Source organism: Pimelobacter simplex (assembly GCF_024662235.1).
In the GTDB taxonomy this organism is placed as follows: domain Bacteria; phylum Actinomycetota; class Actinomycetes; order Propionibacteriales; family Nocardioidaceae; genus Nocardioides.
The window spans coordinates 4365641-4392466 of the sequence record NZ_CP096276.1 but is presented as its reverse complement, the minus strand read 5'-3'; the positions used below and the strand labels follow the sequence as shown (position 1 = coordinate 4392466).

Here is a 26826-nt window from a genome sequence, read left to right as displayed (position 1 = left end):
ATTACAAGACGTCATCACGCATGCTTGACGTGTGTGTGCCGGCTCACTAGAGTCGTCGACGACGGCATCGCCTCCCTGCCGGGGAGTCGATTACAGCCCTGACGCACTGCGCGCCGGGTGTGCGGCCGACAGCCACCCGAGATCTCCTGCCAGTGCGTCTACGAGGCGAGGTTGCGCTCTTCGACGAGAGCGGGAACTGGAGGTCAGATGCGCGTGGACACCATCGTCGCCAACGGGCGGATCGTCAGCCCGAGCGGCGTGTTCGACGCGGCGGTCGCGGTCAAGGACGGCCGCATCGTCGCGGTCGCCGACGAGAGCGTGCTCCCCGAGGCCGACGAGCGGATCGACGCCCAGGGCAGGTACGTCCTGCCGGGTCTGGTCGACCCGCACGTGCACCTGGGCGGCGGACGCCCGCTGTCCGAGATCTTCGCCTCCGAGACCGCCTGCGCCGCGGTCGGTGGCATCACCACCGTGCTGCAGTACCGCCGCTCGCCGTCGACCTTCTTCGACACCTTCCCGGCCGAGCTCGAGACCGCGAAGACCCGCATGCTGGTGGACACCCAGTTCCACTTCATCATCTCGTCGATGGAGCAGGTGGAGGAGATCCCCCGCTACGCCGAGGAGTTCGGCGTGACGAGCTTCAAGTTCTACATGGGCGGCTACGAGCCCGGTAACCCCATCGGCCTGGTGTCGGTCAACGACGCCGTGCTCTACGCCGCGATGGAGAAGATCCGCGAGCTCGGCCCCTACGGCTGGTGCATGGTGCACTGCGAGGACGACTCGCTGGTCTGCCACCTGACCGCCAAGGTCAAGGAGGCCGGCGGCGACGACCTGGCGGCCTACAGCGCCTCGCGTCCCGACTTCGTCGAGGAGCAGGACCTGCTCCGCGCGATCTGGCTCGCCGATCTCCAGGAGTGCTCGCTCTACGTGCCGCACACGACCGTGGGCATGGCCGTCGACGCGGCCGCCGAGTCGCGCCGCAAGGGCCGCACCGTCGTGCTGGAGACCTGCCCGCACTACCTGGCGCTGACCGCGGACGACGCGCGTCTCGCCGGCTCCGGTGTCGGCAAGGTCGCCCCGGCGCTGCGCAACAGCGAGCACCAGGCCGAGCTCTGGCGCGGTCTGCGCGAGGGCTGGATCTCGACCATCGGCTCCGACCACGTGCCGATCCCCAAGTCCGGCAAGGGCATCTGGGAGGAGGCGCCCGGCTTCGCCGGTCTCGCCACCATGCTGCCCGTCGTCCTCACCGAGGGCGTGCTCAAGGGCCGGATCGCGATCGAGAAGGTCGCCGAGACGATGGCCTACAACCCCGCCCGCCTGTTCGGCCTCGCGCCGACCAAGGGCTCGATCCAGGTCGGCGCCGACGCCGACCTCGTGATCGTCGACATGGAGACCGAGAAGGTCGTCGGTCCCGATGTCACCCAGAGCGAGTTCGTCAGCGCCTTCGAGGGCGTGCCGCTGCGCGGCTGGCCGACGCTGACGATGCGCCGCGGTGACGTGATCTACCGGGACGGCGAGGTGCTGGCCCAGCCCGGCAGCGGCCAGGTGGTCGTGAAGCCGGAACCCGACAAGGACAAGGAGAGGAACTGGCATGCCGCTTAGCGTGAAGCTCGACCCGCGGGACGTGGGTCTGCTCGTCGTCGACATGCAGAACGGCTTCTGCCACCCCGAGGGGTCGCGAGGCCAGGCGTTCGGTGCCGATGCGGTCAAGAACCCGCAGGACATCATCCCGAACGTCACCAAGACGATCGACCTGGCGCACCGCCTGGACATCCCGGTGTGGTTCACCCAGCAGGTCCACTACGACGACGACGTGCTGCGCAGCCGGCGCCGGATCCCGTCGCACCTGGAGCGCCGGGGCGTCAAGCTCGAGCTGTGCCGCCGCGGCACCTGGGACGCCGAGCTGCTCGACGAGATGAAGGCGATCAAGGAGGACCGCGACGAGGTCGTCGTCAAGCACCGGTCGAGCGCCTTCTTCCAGACCACGCTCGAGGTCGAGCTCCGGATGAAGGACGTGCAGGTCCTGGTCGTGCTCGGTACGACGACCAGCTTCTGCGTGGACTCCACCATCCGCGACGCCTACGCCCGGGACTTCGACGTCGTCGTCCCCGCCGAGTGCGTGGCCGACTCCGACGACGCCGCGCACGCCGCGACCCTGGCGAGCATCGAGCGCTTCCACGGCGTCGTCACCGACCTTCCTGGGTTGACCGCCGCCCTCGATGGCTGAGGACCTCCGGGTCGACGGCGACGTCGTCCCGGCCGGGGCGCCCGGGGAGACGTTGCTCGACGTCCTCCGGGCCTCCGGGAACTTCGCCGCGAAGGGCGCCTGCCGGCGCGGCGAGTGCGGAGCCTGCACGGTCCTGGTCGGTGACCGGGCCGTGCTGGCCTGCACGACCCTGGCGGCGCTGGTCACCGACGAGGTGACCACGGCCGCCGGGCTCGGCGACGACGCGGCGGACCTCCGCGCGGCGTTCGCCGACCATGCCGCCTTCCAGTGCGGCTTCTGCACGCCCGGCCAGGTGGTCCGCGCCGAGGCCGTGCTCCGCGAGTCGGTCGAGCGCAGCCGCGACGAGATCGTCCGCGAGATGTCGGGCAACGTCTGCCGCTGCACCGGCTACCGCCAGATCGTCGATGCCGTCTGCGCCGTCGCGCAGACCAGGCACTGCTCCAGGGAGGCCGCGCGATGAACGCCATCGGGCAGTCCGTTCGCCCCCTGGACTGGGAGGAGAAGACCTCCGGCACCGCGCGCTACGCCGCCGACGAGCCGCCCCCGGGCACGCTCGTCGCCCGGGTCCTGCGCTCCCCGCTGCCGCACGCCGACATCAAGCGGCTCGACGTCTCCGCCGCGCTGCGCGTGCCCGGCGTCCACGCCGTCGTCACCGCCGCCGACTTCCCCGAGGACCGGCTCTACGAGCACAGCGGCGGCCCCTACTCCGACCGGCCGCCGATGGCCGTCGACCGGGTCCTGTACGTCGGCCACGAGGTCGCCGCCGTCGCCGCCGAGACCGCCGAGGCGGCCGACGAGGCCCTCCGCGCGATCCGCGTCCGCTACCGCCGGCGCAAGGCCGTGCTGACCGTCCCCGACGCGCTCGCCCCCGGCGCCCCCCAGCTGCACCAGCGCGCGGACGCGCCCAACGTCGCCGTGGCGACCGCCGAGCACTGGGGCGACGTCGACCTCGCCCGGACCAACGCCGCGTTCACCGCGGGCGGCACGTTCCGCTACCCGCGCGTCAACCACGCGTGCATGGAGCCCAACACGAGCATCGCGTGGTGGCACGACGAGCGCCTGGAGATGTGGACCTCCAGCCAGGCGCCGCACTTCGTCGTCCACGAGCTGGCCAACCTCTTCGGCCTCGAGCTCGACCAGGTCGTCTGCCGCGACGTCGCCGTGGGCGGCGGCTTCGGCTCCAAGTCCAAGATCTCCGAGCACGAGGCGCTCGCCGCCGCGCTCTCGATGAAGTGCGGCCGCCCGGTGCTGCTCGAGCTCAGCCGGGCCGACGAGTTCGCCTTCACCAAGCCGCGCCACGCCTTCACCACCCGGCTCGACGCGCACGCCGACGCCGACGGCCGGCTCTGCTTCCTCGACGCCGTCATCGACGTCGACAACGGTGCCTACAACCACTACGGCCCCTCGGTGATGCGGGCCGGCATCAAGCAGCTCGGCTCGATGTACCGCCCCGATGCGGTGCGCTGGGACGCCCGCCTCGTCGACACCAACCTCGTGCCCGGCGGCCAGTTCCGCGGCTACGGCCAGCCGCAGACGGCGATCGGCCTCGAGACGCTCATGGACGAGCTCGCCGAGCAGTGCGGCCAGGACCCCATCGAGTTCCGGATCCGCAACTCCGGCCTGCCCGACACCACGCAGCTCTCCGGCTCCCAGGTCGGCTCCAACCGGCTGCGCGAGTGCCTCGCCGAGGTCCGCGACCGGATCGGCTGGGACGCCAAGCGCGGCCCGGAACGCCGTCCCTACCGGGGTGTCGGCGTCTCGTCGGGCATGCACGCCAGCGGCTCCTACGCCTACCCGGGCGGCAACACGAGCGCGGCCGGCGTCGAGGTCCGCACCACCGGCGAGGTCGTCGTCCGCTTCGGCGGTGCCGACGCGGGCACCGGTCAGCGCACGATCTTGGGGCAGATCGCGGCCGACGTGCTCGGCGTACCGATGGACCGGGTCAGCGTGATCATGTCCGACTGGGACGAGACCCCGCCCGACATGGGCGCGTGGTCCTCGCGCGGCACGCACATGGGCGGGCACGCCGTACGCCAGACGGCGGAGGCGATGGCCGAGCGGCTGTGCGAGCTCGGCGCGGCCAAGCTGGGCGCCGACGACGTGACCCTGCGCAACGGGACGGTCGCGTCCGCGACCGACAGCATCCCGATCGAGAACCTCGTCGACGGCGCTCTGCGCATCGACACCGAGTACGTCGAGCCCAAGATGCAGCCCTACTGGACGGGCATCGAGCGGCCGAACATCTCGGCGACCTATGCCTACGCGGCGCACGCGATCGAGGTCGAGGTCGACCCCGGTACCGGTGTCATCAGCGTGCTCAACTACGCGGCGATCCACGACATCGGCAAGGCGATCAACCCGGCGCTGGTCGAGGGCCAGATCATCGGCGGTGCCGTGCAGGGCCTGGGTGCGGCGCTGGGGGAGAAGCTCCACTACGAGGGCGGTCGCCTGGTCAACGCCGGCTACGTCCACTACCCGCTGCCGCGGGCCACGACGGTGCCGTCGATCGACGTCGGCCTGGTCGAGGGCCCCGAGCCCGCCGGTCCCTTCAACGCCAAGAGCGTCGGGGAGATCGCGCTCATCCCGGCCGCCCCCGCGCTCCTCAACGCCGTCTACGACGCGACCGGCATCCGCTTCCGCGAGCTGCCGCTGACGCCCGACGTCGTCCTGGCCGCGCTGCGCGAGAAGGACGGCGCCGCCGCACGGCGCCACCACCTCGCGCGGCGCCCGTCGCGCTGGCAGATCGGGCTCTTCCGCGCGCTCTACCCCTACGGCATCCACCTGCTGCTCGACCGCTGGGGGACGCGCTTCGCGCGCCGCCGTACGCCGCGACCGGTCGAGCGGATCGCACTCCCCACCACGGTCGCGGAGGCCGTGGCCGAGCTGGCCTCGCCCGACGCGACGGCGATCGGCGGCGGCACCGACGTCCTGGTGCAGCGCGACCAGGAGCTGCTCTTCCCGACCGTGCTCGTCGGTACCGGCAAGATCGCCGCCCTGCGCGGCATCGACGAGGAGCCCGGTGGGGACTGGCGGATCGGTGCCGCGGTGACGCTCGCCGAGCTGGCCGCCTGGGCGGCCGACCGGGTGCCGATGGTGGCCGACGCGGTCGCGACCATCGCCTCCGCCCAGATCCGCGAGGTGGCGACGGTCGCGGGCAACCTCGGCCAGGAGAAGCGCTGCTGGTTCTTCCGCAACGGCTTCGACTGCTACAAGCGCGGCGGCGTCAGCTGCCCCTGCTACGCCGTCGAGGGCGACCACCGCCTGCACCACGCCGCGATCGGCGGCCACCGCTGCCAGGCGGTCACGCCCTCGGACCTCGCCACCGTCTTCGACGCGCTGGAGGCGACCGTCGTGGTCACCGGCCCCGACGGCAGCCGCCGCGTCTCGATCACCGGTCTGTACGCCGGTCCGGGCGAGCTCGACCTGCGTCCCGGCGAGCTGGTCGAGGCGGTCGTGCTGCCGGCGTCCGCCCTGGCGGCGCGGGGCACCTTCCTCAAGCTCCAGCAGTGGGACGGCGACTTCGCGCTCGTCTCGCTCGCCGCGTGCGCGAGCCCCGGGGCCGACGGCCGCTGGACCACCGCGCGCTACGTCTTCGGCGGGCTCGCCCCCAAACCCTGGCAGCCGCCACGGCTCGGGCGTGCGCTGGCCGGGACCGTCCCGACGGCCGACTCGGTGGCCGCGGTGCTCGACCAGGACCTCTCCTGGGAGGCCCACCCCCTGCCGGGGAACCGATGGAAGCTCGACGCCGCCATCGGCCTGGCCCGACAAGCAACCGAGCAGCTGCTCGGCCAGAACGTGAGATGAGGAGTGGCGATGACTGACGTCGATATCGCGACCACGCGGAGTGCGGCGATCGTCGACCGGTTGAAGGCCGGCGGCGTCGGCCTCGCGGCGTACCTGCCCGACAGCTGGCTGAGCCCGCTGATCGGCGAGGTGGTCGCCGACCCGAGCATCCTCGACGTCCGGGTGACGCGCGAGGACGACGCCGTGGCGATCGCCGGCGGCTCGGCCCTGATGGGCCTGCGCTCGGCGGTGCTGTGCCAGAACGCCGGGGTGCTGCTGTCGGCCAACGTGCTGGCCGCGTTCGCCCACCACCACGAGCTGCCGCTGGTCGTCGTGGCCGCCGCGCGCGGTGGCGCCGAGGACGGCTTCTACTACCAGATGTACAAGGGTCAGGTGACCGCCGGCGTGGCCGCCGCGGCCGGCCTGACCGTGCACCACGTCGACGGTCCTGCCGACGACTGGCTGTTCGAGAAGGCCAGCGAGCAGGCCTGGCTGCTGCGGCGTCCCGTCGTGCTGCTCTGCTCCCGTCGCGCCCTCGTGGGGGAGCAGGCGTGAGGCGCGCCGACGTCGCGGGCGCGATCGCCGCGGCCGCGCCCGGCCACGTCGTCATCGCGAGCCTCGGCACAGCCGGCCGCGCCTGGCGCGACCACGGCGGGCCGAACCCCACGTTCTACGCGTCCGACCCGATGGGTGCGGCGCCCGGCCTCGCGCTCGGTGCCGCCCTGGCCCGGCCGGACCTGGACTTCCTGCTCCTCGAGGGCGACGGCGACCTGGTGATGAACCTGGGCTCGCTGCTCGCGCTCGCCGACGCGGCACCCGCCAACCTGCGGGTCGTCGTCTTCAACAACGGCCGGTACGAGACGGGCGGGGGCCAGCCGCTCGCGGCCGGCGCGCTCGCCGACCTGGCCGCGATCGCGCGGGGGGCCGGCTGGCCGTTCGCGCGCACCGTCGTACGCGACACACCCGCCGACCAGCTCCCGGAGCTGCTCGGCGAGCTGCTCGAGGCAGCACCCGGACCGGCGATGCTCGTCGTCGAGGTCGACCCGGAGCCCTCGCCGTACGGCGGGCCGGGCGAGCTCTCGGGCGCGGAGGCGCAGCGGGAGTTCCGGACGGCACTGGCGAACTGGGAACGATCGAAGGGTGACGAAGGATGACGACACGGCTGCTGCGGAACGCCCGGCTGCTGGACCTCGAGCACGGCGGTGAGCTCGGCGACCTGGTGGTCGTGGACGGCGTGATCGCCGACCTCGGCCCCGGCGCCGCCGACCGCTGGCTCGCCCAGGCGGGCTCCGCCGCGAGCGCGGCCGAGTCGACCGACCTCGGCGGCGACCTGCTCATCCCGGGCCTGGTCAACGCGCACACGCACTCCAACCAGACCATCGAGAAGGGCCTGTGCGACGCGCTGCCCCTCGACGCGTGGATGGTCGTCGCCAGCTACGGCGGCGCGGGCGCCCGGCTCTCGCCGCGCGACCTCTACGTCTCGGCGATGGTCGGCGCGATCGAGATGGTCCGCAGCGGCGCGACCTCCGTGCTCGACTGCGCTCGCTCGGACAACGAGTGGGTCGACGACGGCATGGACGCCATCATGCAGGCGTACGCCGACCTCGGCTTCCGCGCCAACGTGGCGATCCAGTACTCCGACCTCGACTTCTTCTCGTCGATCCCGGTCGACCTGGTGCCCGGCGGGGCCGAGCTCCGCAAGCCGCCGGTCGCCCAGCCGGACGTCGTCCTCGCGGCGGCGAACCGGTTCGTCGACCGCTGGCAGGGCAAGTCCCCGCTCCTGCAGCCGCTCCTCGGCCCGTCCTCGCTGCCGCGCTGCTCGACCGAGCTGTTCGAGGCCAGCGTCGAGACGGCGCGCACGCGCGGCGTACGGATGCAGACGCACCTGCTCTCCGCGCAGTCGCAGATCCGGATGGCCCAGCAGCGCTACGGCCTCTCGACGGTGGAGTTCCTCGCCAAGCTCGACGCCCTGCAGGACTGGGCGTCCTTCGCCCACGCGATCTGGCTGAGCCCCGAGGAGATCGAGCTCTTCGCGCAGACCGAGGCGGTCGCCGTCCACAACCCGGCGAGCAACCTCAAGCTCGGCGCGGGCGTCGCGCCCGTCCCGGCGCTCCTCAAGGCCGGCGCCAAGGTCGCCATCGGCTCCGACGGCGCCAGCAGCAACGACACCCAGAACATGTTCGAGACCCTCAAGCTCTCGACGATCCTGCACCGGGTGCAGGGCCCGCCGGAGACCTGGCCGACGGCCAACGACGGTCTCGGCATGTGCTGGAACCACGGTGCCTCTGCGCTCGGTGCCGACGTCGGCCGCCTGGCCGTCGGCGCCCAGGCCGACCTGACGGTCATCGACACCGACTACGTCTGGCCCGCGCCCGCCGAGCAGCTGCGCCACCAGCTCGCGTACGCCGAGCTCGGCTCCGCCGTGCGCAGCGTCTACGTGGCCGGTCAGCCGGTGCTCGTCGACCGCTCCTTCCCCGGCATCGACGAGGACGCCATCCGCGCCGAGGCCCGCGAGATCGCCACCCGGATCTGGACCACGCTGCCCGACCGGCTCGCCCGGTTCGAGGAGGTGCGGCCGGTGCTGGAGCAGGTCGAGGCCGCCGTCGGCGGTGGCGGCGCCGCCTGCCACTGAGAGAGGTGCTGTAACACGCCGTCCCCGTCGCTGGGACGGCGTGTTACTGCCGTTTTGGGCAGGTGGACGGCGTGTTACAGCGGCGTCCGCCCACCTGCAGCGGCGCCCACGGCGGATCTGCCCCGTATTGCCATGCGAGATATCGACTTGCATGTTGACACGATTGCGCGTGGCCCCTAGGTTCGGTCGGAACGTGACGCGGGTCACGTCGCCGAGAGATCGGCGTCCTCGCCAGGGGGTCCGATGCAGACCGACCACGCAGCCGTCCGCGGCGCGGACTGGGCCGGCCGAGCGGGCCCGCTCGCGCTCGGCTCCGCCGGCGTCCTGAGCCTGCTGCTCCTGTGGCAGCTGCTCGGCGCGCTCGACGTCGTACCCCGCTCGTCGCTGCCCGGGCCGTGGTCGGTGCTCCGCGCCCTGCCGACCATCCTCGGCGATCGCGACTTCCTCGCCGGCGCCGTCGACAGCGCCGCGGCGACCGGGATCACGGTCCTCGTCGGCTCGCTGATCGCGGTGGCGGTCGGGCTGGTGGCCAGCAGCTTCGCGTTCCTGCAGCGTCCGACGATGGTCGTGGTCAACACGTTCCGCTCGGTCCCCGCGACCGCGCTCATCCCGATCGGCGTCCTCATCTTCGGCCTGGGCATGGAGATGAAGGTGTCCATCGCGCTCTACGCCGTGGTCTGGCCGATCCTGATCAACACGATCTACGGCGTCGCCACCACCGAGCCGATGCGCCGCGACGTCGCCCGCTCGCTGCGGTGGGGCTGGTGGCGGCAGCAGGCGCTCGTCACGCTGCCGAGCGCGCTGCCCTCGATCCTCACGGGCGTCCGGGTCGCCGTCGGCATCGCCCTCGTCGTCGTCATCTCCACCGAGCTGCTCGGCGCGCGCTACGGCGTCGGCACGGTGCTCGTCCAGTACACGCAGGCGTCGCGGCCCGAGGTCGTCTACGCCGGCGTCCTCCTGCTCGGCACGGCGGGCGCGCTGCTCTACTCGGCACTGGTCCGTGCCGAGCGCCGTCTCGTGAGGTGGGTGCACCATGACTAGGACGCTGCGCCGCGCGCTCGCCGGGGTGGGCAACCTCTGGCTCCTCGCGCTCGTGCTCGTGCTGTGGGAGATCTACGGCCGCACCAGCGAATCGCTGTTCGTACCGCCCATCTCGCGGATCCTCGGCAACTTCGGCGACGTCTGGCTCGGCGGGCCGGCGTCGCACCTCTTCCTCTCCGACCTGTTCTGGAGCGAGGTCACGACCAGCCTGTCGCGCTTCGCGCGCGGCTGGGGGCTGGCCGTCGTCGTCGGCATCGCGGGCGGCGTCGTCCTCGGGCGGAGCCGGGTGATCGCGCAGATGTACGGTCCGGTCGTCCGCTTCTTCGCGGCCATCCCGAACACGGTGCTGCTGCCGGTCGCCGTCCAGATCTTCGGCGTGGCCAGCAACATGAACGTCTTCCTCATCTTCCTCGGCAGCGTCTGGGTCGTCATGATCAACACCGCCGACGGCGTCGCCGGCGTCGACCCGATGTGGCTGCGCAGCGCGCGCAGCATGCGGGTGTCGCGGTGGACGCTCTACCGCCGGGTGATCGTCCCGGCCGCCGCGCCGCAGATCCTCGCCGGGCTGCGGGTGAGCCTGGGGATCGGGCTGATCCTCATGGTCATCTCCGAGCTCTACGCCACCACCGAGGGGCTCGGCTTCCAGATCGTCGTGGCGCAGTCGAGCTTCCGCTACCTCGACATGTGGTCCGCCTTCGTCCTGATCGGCCTGATCGGGATCGTCCTCAACCTGGCCTTCGGCAGGGTCGAGACCCGGCTGCTGCGCTGGCAGCGCCGTACCGGTCTCGACGCGCTGTGACCCGCCGGCCCCACAGGGAGTGAACCGATGAACGTCGTCGTCGACCGAGTCCGCAAGTCCTACGGCCGCGGTGCCGAGGCCAAGGAGGTGCTCACCGAGACCTCGCTGACCGTGCACGCACGGGAGTTCGTGAGCATCGTCGGGCCCTCGGGCTGCGGCAAGTCGACCCTGCTCATGATGATGGCCGGGCTGCTCAAGCCCAGCAGCGGCGAGATCCGGCTCGGTGACGTGCCGGTCTCCGGGCCGCCGGCCGGGTTGTCCGTCGTCTTCCAGGACTACAGCCGCTCGCTGTTCCCCTGGATGAGCGTGCGCCGCAACCTGACCACCGCGCTCAACGCGGCCAAGCTCGGCAAGGAGGAGCAGCGCACGCGCGTCGAGCACGCCCTCGAGTCCGTCGGCCTCGCGGGCAAGGGGGAGATGTACCCCTGGGAGATGTCCGGCGGCATGCAGCAGCGCGTCGCCATCGCCCGGGCGCTCGTCACCGAGCCGACCGTGATGCTGATGGACGAGCCGTTCGCCGCCGTCGACGCCCAGACCCGGGCCGACCTCGAGGACCTCGTCCTCCGGGTCCGGCACGAGTACGACGTCACGGTCGCCTTCGTGACCCACGACATCGACGAGTCGGTCTACATGGCCGACCGGATCGTCGTACTGGCAGCCAACCCGGGCCGGATCGCCGCCGACCTCACCGTCGACCTGCCGCGCCCGCGCGACCAGGTCGAGACCAAGCTCGACGCCCGCTTCGCCAAGCTCCGCAGCGAGGTCTTCCGCCTCGTCATGCGGCCCGACACTCCCTCCCACTGAAAGGGCACATCATGAGTGCACCCCGGTCCTCGTCCTCCCTGCGCCGGCGGATCGCCGTCGCCGCCGTCCTCGGCCTCTCCGCAACGACGGCCCTGGCCGCCTGCGGCTCGTCCGACGACGGCGACGGAGACGGCCCCCTCCGGGTCACCACCCTCGGCCTCTGCAACGAGGTCGTCTACTGGGCCCAGGAGAAGGGCCTCTTCGCCGACCACGGCGTCGAGGTCGACCTGGTGAAGTCGACCGGTGGTGCCGCGGCCCTCACCGCGCTCCAGAGCGGCGACATCGACCTCGCGTTCGCCAACCCGTTCTCCACGATGCTGGCCATCGACCAGGGCCTCGACCTCAAGTGGATCGCCACCGCCTACGAGACCACGACCGAGGAGGCCGACGCCGCCAACGCCATGGTCGTCGCCAAGGACGCCGGGATCACCGACGCCGCCGGGCTCAACGGCAAGACCATCGGCGTCAACGAGGTCGGCGGCATCAACCAGATCGTCACGAGCCAGTGGATGAAGCTCACCGGCGGCGACCCGGCCTCGGTCAAGTTCGTCGCGCTGCCCTTCAACGAGCTCGCGTCCGCTGTCGCCACCGGCAAGGTCGCCGCCGCCCAGGTCCCCGCGCAGAACGTGGACCCGAAGCTCGGCCTGGTCAGCCTCGGCGACCCGTACGTCGCCGTCGGCGAGGGCAACGGCCTCGTCTTCGCCGGCTACGTCGCCACCGGCAAGGAGGCCAAGGGCAGGGAGAAGGACATCAAGGCCTTCCAGGAGGCTCTGATCGAGACCAATGCCGCCTTCAACGACCCCGCCAACGACGACGAGCGCTTCAAGATCGCCTCGGCCCAGTGCAAGCAGGACGCCGCCGTCCTCGCGACGCTGCCCGAGAACATCTACGAGGCCAAGGTCGACACCGACGCCCTCGAGCGGATGGGCGCGATTCTCGTCGACCAGGACCGCCTCGACGACCCGCCGTCCCCGAGCGACTTCGTGCCGTCGTTCGTGAGCACGAAGTAGGGGGTCGCCGGGGAGGTGGCACCTGGCGGCGCGGGTGCCGCCACCTCGGCCGGCGTAGCAGGCCGAGCGCTGGGTCCGGCACGATGCGGTCGGCGACGTCGCCGTGACCACGACGGACGGCCAGAGTTCTGTCGACCCCCACGGTCGCGGCGCGGCGCTTCCTGGTCACGGCGGCGCGCTTCCCCAACCTGCGCTAGGTCAGCCTCTTCGACGAGAAGTACAGGAAGGCCGAGCGCACCGAGGTCCGCTGCCCGGGCCGGGGGCAGCGGACCGACCGGGCGTGTGTGTCCCTCGTCGTGCCCGACGACGCGACCGAGACGACCCGCAGCGACCAGGCGACCGGCGTCGACGAGCGCCGGTTCCTGTCGCCGCGGGTCCGCCGCGGCTGAGGCTCAGCCGAGGAGCTTGACCGCGACGGCCTTCTCGCGGCTGAACTCGTACAGCGCGCGGTAGCCGTTGCCGGCCGAGAACCCGCTCTGCTTGGCCATGTTGAACGGCATGCCGATCACGCCCGCGTCGGAGAACTGGTTGACCGAGATCTGGCCGGCGCCGATCTCGGACGACATCCGCAGTGCGCGCGAGACGTCATTGGTCCAGATGCAGGCGAGCAGGCCGAAGTCGGTGCCGTTGGCGAGGTCGAGCGCGTCGGCGTCGTCGGTGAAGGTCTCGACAGTGAGGACGGGGCCGAAGATCTCCTGACCGACGATCGGTGCGTTGCGGTCGGTCACGGAGAGGACCGTGGGGGCGAGGAAGTTGCCCTCGTCGCGGCCCGCGGGGCGCTCGCCGCCGAGGACGAGCTCGACACCGTCGCCGAGGGCGCCGGTGACGAGGCCGCTGACGCGCTCGTGCTGGACGGGGTTGACGAGGGGGCCCATGTCGAGGTCCTCGTGCCAGGCGCCGATCCGGATCTCCGACATGGCGGCGACGACGCGTGCGCGGACCTCGTCGGCCACGCCGGCCTGGACGAGGAGGCGGGAGCCGGCGTTGCAGTTCTGGCCGGCGTTCTCGGTGATCGACCGGACGATGGCCGGTACGGCGACGTCCAGGTCGGCGTCCTCGAAGACGACGTTGGGCGACTTGCCGCCGAGCTCGACCTTGATGGGGGTCAGGTTCTGGGCGGCGGCCTGCATGACCAGGCGGCCAGTGGCGACGGAGCCGACGAAGCTGATGTGGTCGATGCCCGGGTGGCTGACCAGGGTGGCGCCGAGCTCGACGCCGACGCCGGTGAGGACGTTGAGCACGCCGGCCGGGAGACCGGCCTCCTCGGCGAGCTCGACGAGCGCGTGGATCACCAGGGGGGCGACCTCCGACGGCTTGAGGACGACGGCGTTGCCGGCCGCGAGCGCGGGCGCGAGGTTGGCGGCGCAGAGGACCGCGGGGACGTTCCAGGGCAGCACGATCGCGCACACGCCGTGCGGCTCGCGGCGGGTGAAGCCGAAGTAGTCGGGCGAGCGCGTCGGCAGCGTCGCGCCGGTCATCTTGTCCGCGCCACCGGCGGTGAACTGAAGGATGGAGCCGGCGATCTGGACGTTGAGGAGGCCGCCGGAGAGCGGCTTGCCGACGTCGCGGGCCTCGAGCGCCGCGAGCCGGTGCATGTTCTGGAAGACGAGCCCGGCCCAGCGGCCGAGGATGGCGCCGCGCTCGGAGGGCGACGTCCTGGCCCACGTGCGGGCGGCCGCGCGCGCGGACGCGACGGCGCGGTCGACGTCGGCGACCTCGCTGGCCGAGATGTGCCCGAACGTCTCGCCGGTGGCGGGGTCGACGGAGGGGAACGACGTGGCGCGATCGAGCCACGCGCCGCCGATGAACGTGCCGGAGTGGTCGCCGCTCGGAGCGGTCGTCAGGGGGGTCTTCTCAGCCGTGGTCACGCTCCGATCGTCCGACCGGCTGATCACATTAGTCAAGATGATGTGTTGCATTGCGAGACGCGCTGGTGCATGCTGGCGCAGTCCCGGGGCTCGGCCGGCAAGGCACTCGGACCTAGGTCGGAACGACCCGCAGTCACGCACTACTCGGATGGATCGAGGGCGGAAAAGATGCGAATCCAGAAGTTCTACGCGGCCTGCATGGCGGTCGCGATGCTCGCTGTGGCGGGCTGTGGTTCGAGCGATGACGAGCCGAAGAAGAAGGGCTTCGACGGCCCGGACCCCTTCGCCGTCGCGCGCGGCGCCGCCATCGGTGAGCCCGGCACGGCGACCTCGCCGGAGTGGGCAGGCGAGGGCCAGGTCCCCGCCAAGCAGCCGGACCAGAACGGCGACGGCAAGGTCAAGATCGGCGTCATCACCTCGGGCGACACGAACGACGGCACGTACTACCAGAGCACCGCTGACGCGGTGGCGTACGCCGCCTCGAAGCACGACTGGGAGTACACGGTCCAGGGTCTGGTCCCGCTGACCCAGGCGGTCACCGCGGCGGAGAACCTCTGCCGCCAGCGGGTCGACATGATCGTGATCGGCGACGCGCAGCTCGCCCAGGCCGTCACCGCGGCCAAGAACCCGATCTGCAAGGACACCTTCTTCTACCTGCAGGGCGGCTACGGCTCGCCGGAGCAGGACGCCACCTTCACCCAGTCGTACGACGTCGGCCTCGGCTACGCGTACGTCGCCGGTGTCGCGATGGGCGCCTACATGAAGGCCAACGACATCAAGAAGACCGGCTTCCTGTCCGGCATCGCGGCTCCCTTCAACACCACGATCGGCAAGGTGTTCAAGGAGGGCGTGAAGTCGCAGGTCCCGAACGCCGACGTCGTCGAGACGTACACCGGCGACCAGCTCGATGTGGGCAAGGCCGTCGAGGGCTTCAACGCCCAGGTCTCGCAGGGCATCGGCGCGATCTACCCGTACTTCGGCGCCCCGACCGTCGCCGTGGCCAAGAAGGCCAAGGAGGCCGGCATCCCGGTCCTCGGCTCGCCCAAGTCGTTCTGCGACTCCAAGGACGGCTCGTTCATCGGCGAGGTCATCTTCGCGCCCGGCTACTACCTGGCCCCGATGCTCGACATGTACGCCGACGGCAAGCTCGAGCTCGGTGTCACCCGCAACTGGCGCCTCGGTGTCGACCCCGTCCCCGCCGTGCACCCGTGCGCGGACGCCGGTGACGGCAAGGACCCGATGAACGCGGCGATCGAGCAGGCCCAGGCCGACCTCAACGCCGGCAAGATCGACGTGTTCGCCATGGCCGGGGCGTCCTGATCCGGTGATGACAGCGGCTTCCCGACCGGAGGCGGAGACGGTGATCCCGGCGCTCCGCATGGCCGGCATCACCAAGCACTTCAACGGGGTTCCGGCTTGCCTCGACGTCGACCTCGAGGTCGCGCCGGGCGAGATCCACGGCCTGCTGGGCCAGAACGGCGCCGGCAAGTCGACCCTGATGAACATCCTCCTCGGGCTGGTCCGCCCGGATCGCGGAGAGGTGTCGCTGGCCGGTGAGCCGGCGGTCATCCGCGACCCGAACGCGGCCCGTGCCCTGGGCGTCCGGATGGTGCACCAGCACTACAGCCTCATCCCGACGCTCTCGGTCTGGGAGAACGTCGTCCTCAGTGGCGAGGGCCGGGTCGACCGGGACCGCACCATCACGCAGATCGAGGAGGTCAGCGAGCGCTTCGGCCTCGAGGTCTCCCCGCGCGCGATGGTCGGTGACCTCAGCGTCGGCGAGCAGCAGCGCGTCGAGCTGGTCACCTGCCTGATCGACCGGCCCCGCCTGCTCGTCCTCGACGAGCCGACGGCGGTGCTGACCCGGCAGGAGTCCCGCTCCCTGTTCACCATGCTGCGCGGCCTGGTGGAGCAGGAGGAGTGCTCGGTGATCCTCATCAGCCACAACCTGGCCGAGATCACCGCGGTGTCGCACAACGCGACGGTGATGCGCGGCGGCCGTGTCGTCTCCCGGGTCAGCCCCAAGGAGACGCCGGTCGCCGAGCTCGCCCGGCACATGATCGGGCGCGACCTGCCCAGTGCGGCCCAGGCGGACGTCGCCGCCGCGATCGGCGCCGGTACGGCGCCGGTCGCGGACGCGCCCGCCGCCGCGGCCGAGCCGGAGCAGCTCGACACCCCGCCGGTGCTGAGCATCGTCGGCGCCACGGCGTCCGCCGACGGCACCCGCGCGCTCGACTCCCTCGACCTGGAGATCCGGGCCGGCGAGATCGTCGGCGTGGCCGGGGTCGAGGGCAACGGGCAGCAGTGGCTGTCCGCGCTGCTCGCGGGCTCGCTCTCCCTGCAGGGGGGCGAGGTCCGCGTGCACGGGAAGCGCATCGCCGTCGGGCGGCCGGGCTCGACCCGCAAGGCCGGCGTGGGCGTCGTACCGGAGGACCGGAAGACGTCCGGCTGCATCCTCGACATGTCGGTGGCCGACAACCTGGCGCTGGCGGGACTGAAGTCCCTCTCGCGCGCGGGTGTCGTCTCCCGCCGCAAGCTGCACAGCCTGGCCGAGCGCCTGGTCGAGGAGTTCGACATCGCCGTCGCCTCCGTCGACCAGCCGATGCGCTCGCTGTCGGGCGGCAACCAGCAGAAGGTCGTGCTCGCGCGCGAGATGTCCGCCGCACCGGCGGTCCTCGTGCTCGCCCAGCCCACCCGGGGCCTGGACGTCGGCGCGGTCGCCGACCTGCACGAGCGGATGCGCCAGGCGGCTGCCGCCGGCGTCGCCGTCCTGCTCATCTCGTCGGACCTGAACGAGATCATGCAGCTCTCCGACCGCATCGCCGTGATCTACCGAGGCCGGATCCAGGGGGAGCTGGCCCGTGCAGAGGCCGACCCCGAGAAGCTCGGTCTGTTGATGGGAGGAGTCAGCGCATGAGCACCGACGTCTCGGAGTCGCCGGTCCAGGAGGACGCGACCCCACCCCCGCCGCGCGGCGGCGCCCGACGCGGCCCCGACGCCGCGATGGGCGGCCTGGTCGGGATGCTGCGCTCCAGCACCCGCCCCGCGATCGAGCAGGTGCTGGCGTTCCTCTGCTTCCTCTCGCTCGGCATCAGCGTCGGTCTGCTGCTGGGCTGGGCGACCGGGCACGACCCGGGCGTCATCCTCGGCGACCTGTTCGAGGGCAGCATCGGCGACAGCATCTCCATCGGCTACATGCTCACCGCCGCCGCACCGCTGCTGCTGGTCGCGGTCGGCGCGGTCATCTGCATGCGGGCCGGCCAGTTCAACATCGGCCAGGAGGGGCAGGTCACCCTCGGCGCGATCGGCGCCGGGTTCGTGGTCTTCTTCGTCGACGGCCCCGGCATCGTCGTGATCCCGCTGGCCTTCCTCGCCGCGGCGGCCGCCGGTGGCGCCTGGGCCTTCCTGGCCGCGCTGCTCAAGTTCGGCCGCGGCGTCGACATCGTGGTGAGCTCGCTGCTGCTGGTGTTCCTCGCCGAGCAGCTCCTCACCGGACTGATCAGCGGTGACGGCCCCCTGCACGACAAGGGCGGCGGCACCCTCGGCGCCGGTACGGCGTCCCAGTCGCCGCGCGTCCCCGAGAAGGCGATGCTCCCGACGATCGACGTCCTCGGCGTCGCGGTGCCCTTCGCGTTCCTGCTCGCGCTCGTCGCGGCGATCCTCGTCGCGTGGTTCCTCTCGTCGGCGCACGCCGGCTACCGGCTGCGCATCCTCGGCCAGAACCCCACCGTGGCCGGCACGATCGGCATCAGCGCCCCGCGCCTCGGCTCCCTTGCCGTGGCGGCGTCCGGTGCCTTCGCCGGTGCCGCGGGCGCGGCGATCCTGATGGGCCAGAGCTTCCAGCTCAACCCGGGCGTCGCCAGCTCGATCGGCTGGAACGGCCTGCTCATCGCCCTCGCCGCGCGGACCAACGCGGGTGTCAGCGTCCTGCTCGCCCTCGTCTTCGGCGCGATGGTCGCCGGTGGCGGCCTGCTCGGCGGCGACGGCATCCCCGTCGACATCGTCAACGTCATCACCGCCGCGATCGTGGTCGCGCTCCTGTGTCCCCCCGTCCTGCTCGCCGCGGTCCGCCGCCGGCGGCTGCGCCGCACCGTGAAGGTGGCCTGACATGAACCTGACGACGGATCTGGAGACGATCCTCACCGCGTCGGTCCCGCTGACCGTGCCGCTGCTGTTCGCCGGCCTGGGGGAGTACGTCGCCCAGCGGGCCGGCACCTTCAACCTCTCCGTCGAGGGGATGATGCTCGGCTCGGCCTTCGCGGCGGCGTACGGCGCCACCGAGTCGGGCTCGCCGATCGTCGGCCTGCTCTGCGGCATCGGTGCGGCCATGCTCATCGCGTTCGTGCACGGCAACCTCAGCCACCGCCTGCAGCTCAACACCTACGTCGTCGGGCTCTCGCTCAACGTCCTGGTGCTCGGCGTGACGAACTACCTGCTGTCGACCTCCGCGCTCGACATCCCCGGCGGCTCGCCCTGGCGGATCCCGCTGCTGTCCGACCTGCCGATCATCGGCAAGGCGTTCTTCGTGCAGCCGTGGGTCGTCTACCTGCTCGTGCCGCTGCTCCTGCTGATCTGGTGGGTACGCCGGCGCCGGATGGGCCTCGAGCTCCGCGCCGCCGGCGACGACCCGGTGGCCGGCGACCTGACCGGCATCGACGTCAACGCCCGGCGCCGCCAGGCGCTGCTCTTCTGCGGCTTCTGCGCCGGCATCGGCGGCGCCTACCTGTCGGTCTTCCAGGCCGGGTCGTTCACCTCGGGGATGACCGCCGGCCGCGGCTACATCGTGATCGCGGCCGTCATCTTCGGCGGCTGGATGCTGCGCGGCGTGATCGGCGCGTGCGCCGTGTTCGGTGTCGCCCAGGGTCTCCAGCTGGCCCTCCCGGCCATCGGCTACAGCGCCTCTCCGCAGCTGCTCGCGGCGACGCCGTACTTGTTGGCGTTGGCGTCGCTCGCCGTCCTCGGCGCCCGGTCGAAGAGACCCTTGGCCCTGGGCCAGCCGTTCGCACCCGTGCGGTAGCCGTTCCCCGCTAGCATGCGCCTTCCCGGACGAAGGGAAGGCGCATGCTTCGCGTGGTGGCGGTCCTGCTCGCCGTGGTCATGACCGGCGGGTTCGCCGCCGACCGCGGCCCCGCCCTCGACCCGGTCTCGGGCGCCCGCATCGACGGGCCGGTGTCGATCGCGGGTGCGGGCTCCACCTACGGGAGCAGCCTGCGCGGTGGTCAGCAGGCCCTGTTCGGTGCGGTCACCATCGCCAACACGGGCGACCGGACCGCCGAGCTCGACGCCGGACGTCTCGTCGGCGGCGTGGTCCGGCCCGACCAGGCCGAGCTGCTCGCCCTGCGGGTGCTCGACCTCGGCCCGGCGCCGGCCCCGAAGGACCTGCTGGGCGCGGGCCACTGGAGCCGGGAGTGGCTGCCGATGTGGCGCCGGGCCGTCCCGGTCGACCAGGCGCGGCTCGAGCCCGGCCACGAGGCGGCGCTGCTGCTCCGCGTGCGCGCCGTCCGCACGGGCGTGTGGCGCTGGTCGGGTGCCGCGATCGACTACCGCGTCGGCGGCACCCGCTACACCGCGGTCGGCGGCTCCGGCATCGCGCTGTGCCCGCCGCGGCGGCTCGACGACTGTCTGTGAAAACGCACCGCGCCCGGACCGCGGCTGCGGTCCGGGCGCGGCGTGGCGCCGGGGGTCGGCGTCAGTCGAAGAGCACCACACCGCGCAGGTTGCGCCCGGCGTGCATGTCCTCGTAGCCCTGGCCGATCTCGTCGAGCGTGTAGGTGCGCGTCACGATCTCGTCCAGCTTGAGCATGCCCGCGCGGTACAGGTCGAGCAGCGCGGGGATGTCGGCGGTCGGGTTGCACTCGCCGAACAGCGAGCCCTGGATGCGCTTCTGGTAGAGCGTGAGCTCGGTGAGGCTGATCGGGGCGCCGACGGCGGCGTTGTTGCCGAGGCCGGTGACGACGGCGGTGCCGCCCTTGCGGATCGCGCTGAAGGCGGCACCCACGTGGTCGCCGGTGACGACGCCGACGGTCACGATGGCGGAGTCGGCGCCCTGGCCGTTGGTGTGCTGGCGGGCGATCTCGGCGGCCTCGTCCATGGTGGCGAAGGCGTGGGTGGCGCCGAAGCGCTTGGCCTCCTCGCGCTTGAACTCGACCGGGTCGACGGCGATGACCGTGGTGGCGCCGGCGTGGACGGCGCCCTGGACGGCGTTGATGCCGATGCCGCCGATGCCCATCACGATGACGACGTGGCCGGGCCGGACGGCGCCGGAGTTGACCGCGGCGCCCCAGCCGGTGGCGACGCCGCAGCCGACGAGGCAGGCCTTGTCGAGCGGGATGTCCTTGCCGACCTTGACGACCGAGCGGGCCGAGACGGTGGTGGTCTCCATGAAGGCCGAGACGCCGCACATCTGGCCGACCGGCGCACCGCCGTCGGCGAGGTGGACGCGGGGGACCTCGGGCGGCATCCAGACCTTGCCGCCGTCGTCGCAGAGGTTCTGCATGCCGGAGGCGCACCAGCGGCAGCGGCCGCAGGCGGGCAGGAACGAGAAGACGACGTGGTCGCCCTCGGCGAGGTCGTCGACGCCCGCGCCGACCTTGGTCACGACGCCGGCACCCTCGTGCCCGAGCGCGAACGGGTAGATCGCGACGGGGGAGTCGCCGACGGCGATGTGGTCGTCGGAGTGGCACAGGCCGGCGGCGGCCAGGCGGACCTGGACCTCGCCGGGGGCCGGGTCGGAAACCTCGAGGTCGACGACCTCGTAGGGGCCGGGGGCGGTGCGGACGATGGCGCCTCTGGTTCGCATTTTGCAGTCCTTCTGGTCCGGGCACGTGCGGGTTCACCCCGACGGTAAAGCAGGGCGAGCCATTGCGCAATGCAAGACGTTGACTCGCCTTGCGAGACGCTGTTAGTCTCGGTTGAGAGTTCGCTCACACGTACGGCCATGAAGGACGGGTATGTCAACCTACGAGGAATTCGACCACCATTCGGCGGAGGCCCGCGACGACATCGTCGGCTACTACGCGGCCTTCCGGGAGAAGTGTCCCGTGGGCAGGTCGACCGCACACGAGAACGGCTACGTCTACCTGACGCGCTACGCCGACGTGTTCCACGTCGCGCGCAACGACGCCGAGTTCTCCTCGACGCGCGCCGCGGGCGGGCTCGAGGGCACCGCTATCGTGATCCCGAGCGGTCCGTTCGGCGGCAACATGCAGTACCCGCTCGAGATGGACCCGCCGGACAACGTGGAGTACCGCCGGCTGCTCGACCTGATCCTGTCGCCGGCCGCCGTCGACGAGCTGCGCCCGATGATCGCGCGGCACGCCTCGCGGATCGTCGACCAGTTCATCGAGTCCGGCAGTGTCGACCTGGTCGAGGTGCTGACCAACCCGCTGCCGAGCGCGGTGACCCTCGACTGGATCGGCTTCCCCGAGGAGGACTGGATGCGGATCGGTCGCCCGATCCACGACGTCTTCACCTCCGAGCCGGGCAGCGAGCGCGCCCAGCGCGCGTACGAGGGCATGGCCTACATGGAGAAGCGCCTCGCCGAGCTCATCACCGAGCGCCGCGCGCAGCCGCAGGACGACGTGATCAGCCGCCTCATCGAGGAGCGCAAGGCCGACGGCTCGGCGTTCACCGACGAGGAGCTGTTCTCGGTGATCGGCATCGCCATCACCGGCGGCGTCGACACGACGACCTCGCTGACCGGCTCGGTCCTCGTCCACCTCGACGAGCACCCCGAGATGCGCCAGCAGCTCATCGACGCGCCCGACCTGCTGGTCGACGGCACCGACGAGTTCCTGCGCCGCTACGGCTCGGTCACCGCGATGTCGCGGACGACGACCACCGACACCGAGATCGGCGGCTGCCCGGTCAAGGCCGGCGAGCGCGTGCTCGTCCCCTGGTTCGCGGCCAACCACGACCCCGAGGTGTTCAGCGAGCCGCACGAGGTCCGCCTCGACCGCGACGCCAGCCGGCACCTGACGTTCGGCGTCGGCACGCACCGCTGCCCGGGCGCGCACCTGGCGCGGGCGATGTTCCAGGAGATGATCCACCAGGTCCTCACCCGGATGCCCGACTACAAGGTCGACCGCGACCACGTCGTCGGCTACGCCTCGCGCGGCAACCACATGGGCTGGGACGTCATCCCGGCGACCTTCACCCCCGGCCCGCGGGTCGGCGACCAGGTCGACCAGTTCACCGCCGCCAGCCGCGGCAGCAACGAGACCTACGACGTCGTCCTGGACGCCGTCGACCTGGTCGCCGAGGACGTCCTCGCCGTCACGGTCCGCGCGGCCGACGGCGGCGTCCTGCCCGCCTGGGAGCCCGGTGCCCACCTCGAGGTGCGCCTGCCCTCGGGCCGGCTGCGCCAGTACTCGCTGTGCGGCGTCCCCGACGACGGCGCGAGCTACCGGATCGCGGTGCTGCGCGAGCGCGACGGGCGCGGCGGCTCCCAGGAGCTGCACGAGGTCGCGGTCGCGGGGCGCGAGCTGACCGTCCGCGGTCCGCGCAACCACTTCCCGCTCGTCGCGGCCGACGACTACCTGCTCGTCGCCGGAGGTATCGGCGTCACGCCGGTGCTCGCGATGGCGCGGTCGATCTCGGCCCAGGGCAAGACCGCCCGGGTCCTGTACGGCGGCCGCTCGCGCGCCACGATGGCGTTCGCCGACGAGCTGTCCGCCCTGCCCGGCATCCGGGTCGACCTGGTCCCCCAGGACGAGCACGGGTTCCCCGACCTCCAGGGCGCGATCGAGGCGACCGCTCCCGGCACCGCGATCTACTGCTGCGGTCCGGGCGCGATGATCGCCGAGGTGCAGCGGCTGTGCGACGAGCTCGGCCGGCGCAGCGACCTCCACGTCGAGCGCTTCGCGGCGAGCGACGAGATGGAGGCGCGGCTCACCTCGACCGAGGGCAACACGCCCTTCCAGGTCGAGCTCGCGCGCACGGGCGTCACCGTCGACGTCCCCGTGGACAAGCGGCTCATCGAGGCCGTGCGCGAGGCCGTGCCCGGCATCGCCTACGACTGCGAGAAGGGCTTCTGCGGCTCCTGCGAGACGCGCGTCCTCGAGGGCACCCCGGACCACCGTGACGAGGTGCTCAGCGAGACCGAGCGGGCCACCGGCCGGTCGATCATGATCTGCGTCAGCCGGTCCTGCACGCCCAAGCTGGTGCTGGACCTCTAACCCCACAACCCCCCATCGAACACCCGGTACCGCGGCGCGGTGCCGGGTGTTCGTGCTGCCCGAAAATGCGCCGGAATCCCTGTCCCCAGGAGGGTTTCCGTCCTTCTCGACAGGTGCTGGCGAGGGGCGACCCATCTCGCATGCGTTTCACTTGACATGATGCCGTCTCGCAATAAAAGATAGCCGCCATGCACGCGGTGACCACTGAGCACGGGCTCGGACGAGTCGAGGGCGACCAGATCGCCCTCCTCGACAGCCCCTTCCCCGATCTCGGCGCAGTCGTCGAGGCCACTGGCTCGCTCGCCTGCCTCGACGACTGCGCCGTCACCCGGCGGGTGCCGGCGGACGAGGTCCGCCTGCTCGCCCCCCTGGGCCGGCCGCGGGCGATCTGGGGCGTGGGCCTGAACTACCGGTCCAAGGCGGCCAAGGCCGGCCGTGACCTGCCGACCGAGCCGATCCTCTACCTGGCCGCCTCCTCGGCGCTCCTCTCGCCCGACGAGGAGGTCGCCGTCCCCGGTGACGCGACCGAGCAGCTCGACTACGAGGGCGAGATCGCCGTCATCATCGGCAGCCGGCTCCACCGGGCCGCGCCCGAGGACGTCTGGGCCGCGGTCGCCGGCATCACCGCCGCCAACGACATGACCGCGCGCGACGTGATGCGGCGTACCGCCGCTCCGACGCTCGCCAAGAGCTTCCCCGGCTGCAACCCGCTCGGCCCGTCGGTCTGCACGCTTGACGAGCTCGCCGACGCCGAGTCCATCCCGGTGCGCACCTGGGTCAACGACGAGCTGCGCCAGGACGACACCAGCGCCGGCATGATCTTCGCGATCCCGGACCTGGTCTCGCGGATCTCCTGGTACGCCGCGCTCGAGCCCGGCGACGTCGTCCTCACCGGCACCCCCGCCGGGACCGGCCAGGACCTCGACCGGTTCCTCGTCCCCGGCGACCGGATCCGCATCGAGGTCGGTCCGGTGCTTCCTCTCGTCACCACCGTGGGCACGTCGTCCGGCTGAGCCGAACGCCCTCTCCCTCCACCCAGGCCCAGCCACCACCTTCACTAGGAGTCAGCAGATGTCCGACAACCAGGGGTACGACCTCGTTCTCAAGGGCGGCACCGTCCTCGACCCGGCCAACGGCCGCAACGAGCGTGCTGACGTCGCGATCAGCGGCGGCACCATCGCCGCGATCGGCCCGGACCTGGCCGCCGGTGGCGCGCAGGTCGTCGACTGCGCCGGCTCGACCGTCGTGCCCGGCCTGGTCGAGGGCCACAGCCACATCTTCCAGGACGTCTCGAAGGTCGGCGCCCCCGCCGACGAGGCCCACCTGCGCCGCGGTGTCGTCGCGGTCGCCGACGCCGGTACGGCGGGCGCCTCGACGTTCGACGCCTTCCGCAAGGTCGTCGTCGACGCCAACGAGATCCGCGTCGTCAACTTCCTCAACGTCTCGGTGCTCGGCCTCATCGACTTCCGCTTCGGCGAGCTGCTCAACCCCGACACCCTCGTCGTCGAGGACGCCCTCGAGGCCGCCGCCAACCACCCGGGCATCGTCCGCGGCTTCAAGATCCGCCTCTCCGAGGACGTCGTCGGCCACCACTGGCAGGCGCTGCTGAAGAAGTCGGTCAGCCTGGCCGAGCAGGCCGGCCTGCCGCTGATGGTGCACATCGGCGAGACCGAGGAGCCCGTCCCCGCCGTCCTGGACTACCTGCGCGCCGGCGACATCGTCGCCCACTGCTACACCGGCAAGCCGCACGGCATCCTCGACGAGAACGGCAAGGTGCTCCCGGGCGTCAGCGCGGCGCGCGAGCGCGGCGTCCTCTTCGACTCCGCCCACGGCAAGAGCAACCTGAGCTTCAACGTCGCTCGCGAGGCCATCGCCGACGGCTTCCTGCCCGACATCCTCAGCTCGGACACCAGCGCCCGCAACTGGCGCGGCCCGGTCTTCGACCTGGTCACCAGCATCTCCAAGCTGCGCGCCCTCGGCGCCCCGCTCGACGAGTGCATCCGCCGCGCGACCATCGTCCCGGCGCAGGTCCTCGGCCTCGACAGCGAAGGCTACGGCCGCCTCGACGTCGGCGGGATGGCCAACGTCACCGTCCTGACCGAGACCGCCGAGGTCACCCTGCCCGACGCCTCGGGCAACTCGATCGTCGCGCCGCGCCTCGAGCCGACCACCGTCGTGCACAAGGGCGCGCTCGTCGAGACCACGCCGTGGCGGGGTGGCGCGTCGGCGTGAGCACCGTGCACCAGCTCCGGCGACGGGTCCGGGAGGGACTGGCGGGGGAGGGCCGGCTGACCGGCACCTTCGTCAAGCTCCCCACCCCGGACGTCGTCGAGCTGGCCGCGCGCTCCGGGCTCGACCTCGTCGTGGTCGACCTGGAGCACTCCACGCTCACCGAGCGGGACGCGATCGGCCTGGTCCGGCACGCCGCCCTCTGCGGGCTTCCCGCACTGGTGCGGCTGCCGGTGGTCGACGCCCCGCTCGTCGCCCGCCTGCTGGAGAACGGCGCCGCCGGCCTCCAGCTCTCGACGCTCCAGTCCGTCGCCGAGCGGGAGCGGCTCCAGGAGTGCTGCCGGTTCGCGCCGGTCGGCACCCGCTCGGTCAGCCTCGCCAACCGCGCGGCGGCCTTCGGGGCGGTCCCGCTCGCGGAGTTCCTCCGCATGGAGGACGCCGACCCGCCGCTGCTTGTCGGCCAGATCGAGACCCCGGTCGCCGAGCCCCTGGCTGACGTCGTCCGCGGCCTCGACGTCGCCTTCGTCGGCACCACCGACCTCGCCGTCAGCCTCCGCCTGCCCGCGCCGGACGCCCTGGCCGCCGCGGTCGACGCCGTCCGCGCCGCCGCCGACGAGGCCGGCGTCGCCTTCGGCGGCTGGGTGCCCGCGCTCGCCGAGGTCTCCCGGCTCGGGCTCGACGCCGCGTCGTACGTCGTCGTCAGCTCGGACCTGCAGCTGCTCGCCCACGGCCTCCGGGCCGTCACTCCCCAGGAGGACGCATGACCGCGCTCAACCCCTCGCTCTTCGGCAAGGTCGTCAACTGGGACGACCTGCCCCAGCGCGAGATCCGTCCCGGCGTACGCCGCCGGATCTTCGCGACCGACGAGGTCCTCATCGCCCACCACGAGCTCGAGGTGGGGATGACGCTCAACCCCCACTCCCACGAGGACTTCGACCAGCTGGTGTTCATCGCCTCGGGCCGCTGCAACTACCACGTCGCCGGGGTCGCCCACGAGATGCGGCCGGGCTCGTTCCTGCTCGTCCCCCGAGGCGCGGAGCACTACGTCGAGCCCACCGAGGGGCCGTGCGTGAACATCGACTACTTCGTGCCGCCGCGCGCGGACCTGCTCGAGAAGCTCGAGCTCCCCGTCTGAGGTCGGCCCGCAATCCTGCCGAAGTGCGGGGGTTGCGGGCACGAAGTGCGCCGGTTGCGGCCGCGAGATGGGCAGGGCCCGAACGATCACGGCATCTCGGACCCGCAACTTCGCCACTTCGT

At 72.0% G+C, this 26826-nt stretch carries 23 protein-coding genes; 21 read left to right on the top strand and 2 right to left on the bottom strand.

The genetic code is table 11. The annotated features are described in order from the left end of the window. Positions 1-207 precede the first annotated feature (207 nt). The 11 genes from M0M48_RS21565 to M0M48_RS21515 all read left to right on the top strand — a co-directional run bounded on the left by M0M48_RS21565 (position 208) and on the right by M0M48_RS21515 (position 12296). Positions 208-1602: a dihydroorotase gene (locus tag M0M48_RS21565; RefSeq protein WP_252372597.1), complete on the top strand. Its 1395-nt coding sequence runs from the start codon at positions 208-210 to the stop codon at positions 1600-1602. Beyond that, positions 1592-2227 (top strand): cysteine hydrolase family protein, encoded by a 636-nt coding sequence (locus tag M0M48_RS21560; protein ID WP_082003825.1) that lies wholly within the window; start codon positions 1592-1594, stop codon positions 2225-2227. Before M0M48_RS21565 ends, M0M48_RS21560 begins: the two co-directional genes overlap by 11 nt. After that, the gene (locus M0M48_RS21555; RefSeq protein ID WP_215812566.1) at positions 2220-2687 is read left to right on the top strand and encodes a (2Fe-2S)-binding protein; all 468 of its coding nucleotides are present in this window, start codon (positions 2220-2222) and stop codon (positions 2685-2687) included. The genes M0M48_RS21560 and M0M48_RS21555 overlap by 8 nt, the downstream gene beginning before the upstream one ends. Further along, positions 2684-6031 carry a molybdopterin cofactor-binding domain-containing protein gene (locus M0M48_RS21550; RefSeq protein ID WP_257752693.1) on the top strand — a complete coding sequence of 1116 codons (3348 nt, stop codon included), beginning with the start codon at positions 2684-2686 and terminating at the stop codon, positions 6029-6031. Before M0M48_RS21555 ends, M0M48_RS21550 begins: the two co-directional genes overlap by 4 nt. A 9-nt stretch (positions 6032-6040) precedes the next feature. Then, positions 6041-6565, top strand: a complete 525-nt coding sequence (locus M0M48_RS21545) for a thiamine pyrophosphate-binding protein (protein ID WP_215812568.1) — start codon at positions 6041-6043, stop codon at positions 6563-6565. Further along, the gene (locus M0M48_RS21540) at positions 6562-7164 is read left to right on the top strand and encodes a thiamine pyrophosphate-dependent enzyme (RefSeq protein WP_215812569.1); all 603 of its coding nucleotides are present in this window, start codon (positions 6562-6564) and stop codon (positions 7162-7164) included. Before M0M48_RS21545 ends, M0M48_RS21540 begins: the two co-directional genes overlap by 4 nt. Further along, entirely contained in the window at positions 7161-8642 is a 1482-nt protein-coding gene (locus M0M48_RS21535; RefSeq protein WP_257752692.1) for an amidohydrolase family protein, read from the top strand. Before M0M48_RS21540 ends, M0M48_RS21535 begins: the two co-directional genes overlap by 4 nt. Positions 8643-8885: 243 nt before the next feature. Next, complete coding sequence (locus M0M48_RS21530; RefSeq protein WP_215812571.1) at positions 8886-9683, top strand: ABC transporter permease; 798 nt, start codon at positions 8886-8888, stop codon at positions 9681-9683. Next, the gene (locus M0M48_RS21525) at positions 9676-10482 is read left to right on the top strand and encodes an ABC transporter permease (RefSeq protein WP_215812572.1); all 807 of its coding nucleotides are present in this window, start codon (positions 9676-9678) and stop codon (positions 10480-10482) included. The genes M0M48_RS21530 and M0M48_RS21525 overlap by 8 nt, the downstream gene beginning before the upstream one ends. Positions 10483-10509: 27 nt before the next feature. Beyond that, the gene (locus tag M0M48_RS21520; RefSeq protein WP_257752691.1) at positions 10510-11286 is read left to right on the top strand and encodes an ABC transporter ATP-binding protein; all 777 of its coding nucleotides are present in this window, start codon (positions 10510-10512) and stop codon (positions 11284-11286) included. Between the two features lie 11 nt (positions 11287-11297). Further along, a complete protein-coding gene (locus M0M48_RS21515) occupies positions 11298-12296 on the top strand; it encodes an ABC transporter substrate-binding protein (RefSeq protein WP_215812574.1) in 999 nt (332 codons plus the stop codon). 392 nt (positions 12297-12688) lie between these two features. Here the strand turns inward: M0M48_RS21515 and M0M48_RS21510 are convergent, their stop codons facing one another. Beyond that, positions 12689-14164, bottom strand: coding sequence for an aldehyde dehydrogenase family protein (locus M0M48_RS21510; RefSeq protein ID WP_257752690.1), 1476 nt, complete (start codon positions 14162-14164; stop codon positions 12689-12691). Positions 14165-14332: 168 nt separating this feature from the next. Here M0M48_RS21510 and M0M48_RS21505 point away from each other — a divergent pair, with 168 nt between their 5' ends. Genes M0M48_RS21505 through M0M48_RS21485 form a run of 5 tightly spaced genes read left to right on the top strand, consistent with a single transcriptional unit; the run spans position 14333 to position 19792 of the window. Then, positions 14333-15484, top strand: coding sequence for a BMP family ABC transporter substrate-binding protein (locus M0M48_RS21505; protein WP_215812577.1), 1152 nt, complete (start codon positions 14333-14335; stop codon positions 15482-15484). A 40-nt stretch (positions 15485-15524) separates the two neighbouring features. Next, positions 15525-17081, top strand: coding sequence for an ABC transporter ATP-binding protein (locus M0M48_RS21500; protein WP_257752689.1), 1557 nt, complete (start codon positions 15525-15527; stop codon positions 17079-17081). Continuing rightward, on the top strand, positions 17078-18271 hold the full coding sequence (locus M0M48_RS21495) for an ABC transporter permease (RefSeq protein ID WP_215812579.1): 1194 nt from the start codon (positions 17078-17080) through the stop codon (positions 18269-18271). The genes M0M48_RS21500 and M0M48_RS21495 overlap by 4 nt, the downstream gene beginning before the upstream one ends. A 1-nt stretch (position 18272) precedes the next feature. Further along, complete coding sequence (locus tag M0M48_RS21490) at positions 18273-19181, top strand: ABC transporter permease (protein WP_215812580.1); 909 nt, start codon at positions 18273-18275, stop codon at positions 19179-19181. A gap of 44 nt (positions 19182-19225) precedes the next feature. Then, the gene (locus M0M48_RS21485) at positions 19226-19792 is read left to right on the top strand and encodes a hypothetical protein (RefSeq protein ID WP_257752688.1); all 567 of its coding nucleotides are present in this window, start codon (positions 19226-19228) and stop codon (positions 19790-19792) included. A gap of 61 nt (positions 19793-19853) precedes the next feature. On the opposite strand, the gene M0M48_RS21480 is transcribed toward M0M48_RS21485, so the two are convergent. After that, complete coding sequence (locus M0M48_RS21480) at positions 19854-20963, bottom strand: NDMA-dependent alcohol dehydrogenase (RefSeq protein WP_257752687.1); 1110 nt, start codon at positions 20961-20963, stop codon at positions 19854-19856. Positions 20964-21204: 241 nt separating this feature from the next. On the opposite strand from M0M48_RS21480, the gene M0M48_RS21475 reads away from it, so the two are divergent. From M0M48_RS21475 to M0M48_RS21455, 5 genes are all read left to right on the top strand, one after another. Further along, the gene (locus tag M0M48_RS21475) at positions 21205-23340 is read left to right on the top strand and encodes a cytochrome P450/oxidoreductase (protein ID WP_257752686.1); all 2136 of its coding nucleotides are present in this window, start codon (positions 21205-21207) and stop codon (positions 23338-23340) included. 197 nt (positions 23341-23537) lie between these two features. Beyond that, a complete protein-coding gene (locus tag M0M48_RS21470) occupies positions 23538-24353 on the top strand; it encodes a fumarylacetoacetate hydrolase family protein (protein WP_215812583.1) in 816 nt (271 codons plus the stop codon). A gap of 58 nt (positions 24354-24411) precedes the next feature. Then, the gene (locus M0M48_RS21465) at positions 24412-25572 is read left to right on the top strand and encodes an amidohydrolase family protein (protein ID WP_215812584.1); all 1161 of its coding nucleotides are present in this window, start codon (positions 24412-24414) and stop codon (positions 25570-25572) included. Next, the gene (locus M0M48_RS21460) at positions 25569-26333 is read left to right on the top strand and encodes an aldolase/citrate lyase family protein (protein WP_257752685.1); all 765 of its coding nucleotides are present in this window, start codon (positions 25569-25571) and stop codon (positions 26331-26333) included. Before M0M48_RS21465 ends, M0M48_RS21460 begins: the two co-directional genes overlap by 4 nt. Then, the gene (locus M0M48_RS21455; RefSeq protein WP_257752684.1) at positions 26330-26704 is read left to right on the top strand and encodes a cupin domain-containing protein; all 375 of its coding nucleotides are present in this window, start codon (positions 26330-26332) and stop codon (positions 26702-26704) included. The genes M0M48_RS21460 and M0M48_RS21455 overlap by 4 nt, the downstream gene beginning before the upstream one ends. Positions 26705-26826: the final 122 nt, after the last annotated feature.

Bases quoted from the DNA above. Each gene is read 5' to 3' on its own strand.
- M0M48_RS21565 (WP_252372597.1), top strand. From the start codon at position 208: ATGCGCGTGGACACCATCGTCGCCAACGGGCGGATCGTCAGCCCGAGC.
- M0M48_RS21560 (WP_082003825.1), top strand. From the start codon at position 1,592: ATGCCGCTTAGCGTGAAGCTCGACCCGCGGGACGTGGGTCTGCTCGTC.
- M0M48_RS21555 (WP_215812566.1), top strand. From the start codon at position 2,220: ATGGCTGAGGACCTCCGGGTCGACGGCGACGTCGTCCCGGCCGGGGCG.
- M0M48_RS21550 (WP_257752693.1), top strand. From the start codon at position 2,684: ATGAACGCCATCGGGCAGTCCGTTCGCCCCCTGGACTGGGAGGAGAAG.
- M0M48_RS21545 (WP_215812568.1), top strand. From the start codon at position 6,041: ATGACTGACGTCGATATCGCGACCACGCGGAGTGCGGCGATCGTCGAC.
- M0M48_RS21535 (WP_257752692.1), top strand. From the start codon at position 7,161: ATGACGACACGGCTGCTGCGGAACGCCCGGCTGCTGGACCTCGAGCAC.
- M0M48_RS21530 (WP_215812571.1), top strand. From the start codon at position 8,886: ATGCAGACCGACCACGCAGCCGTCCGCGGCGCGGACTGGGCCGGCCGA.
- M0M48_RS21525 (WP_215812572.1), top strand. From the start codon at position 9,676: ATGACTAGGACGCTGCGCCGCGCGCTCGCCGGGGTGGGCAACCTCTGG.
- M0M48_RS21520 (WP_257752691.1), top strand. From the start codon at position 10,510: ATGAACGTCGTCGTCGACCGAGTCCGCAAGTCCTACGGCCGCGGTGCC.
- M0M48_RS21515 (WP_215812574.1), top strand. From the start codon at position 11,298: ATGAGTGCACCCCGGTCCTCGTCCTCCCTGCGCCGGCGGATCGCCGTC.
- M0M48_RS21505 (WP_215812577.1), top strand. From the start codon at position 14,333: ATGCGAATCCAGAAGTTCTACGCGGCCTGCATGGCGGTCGCGATGCTC.
- M0M48_RS21495 (WP_215812579.1), top strand. From the start codon at position 17,078: ATGAGCACCGACGTCTCGGAGTCGCCGGTCCAGGAGGACGCGACCCCA.
- M0M48_RS21490 (WP_215812580.1), top strand. From the start codon at position 18,273: ATGAACCTGACGACGGATCTGGAGACGATCCTCACCGCGTCGGTCCCG.
- M0M48_RS21485 (WP_257752688.1), top strand. From the start codon at position 19,226: ATGCTTCGCGTGGTGGCGGTCCTGCTCGCCGTGGTCATGACCGGCGGG.
- M0M48_RS21480 (WP_257752687.1), bottom strand. From the start codon at position 20,963: ATGCGAACCAGAGGCGCCATCGTCCGCACCGCCCCCGGCCCCTACGAG.
- M0M48_RS21465 (WP_215812584.1), top strand. From the start codon at position 24,412: ATGTCCGACAACCAGGGGTACGACCTCGTTCTCAAGGGCGGCACCGTC.
- M0M48_RS21455 (WP_257752684.1), top strand. From the start codon at position 26,330: ATGACCGCGCTCAACCCCTCGCTCTTCGGCAAGGTCGTCAACTGGGAC.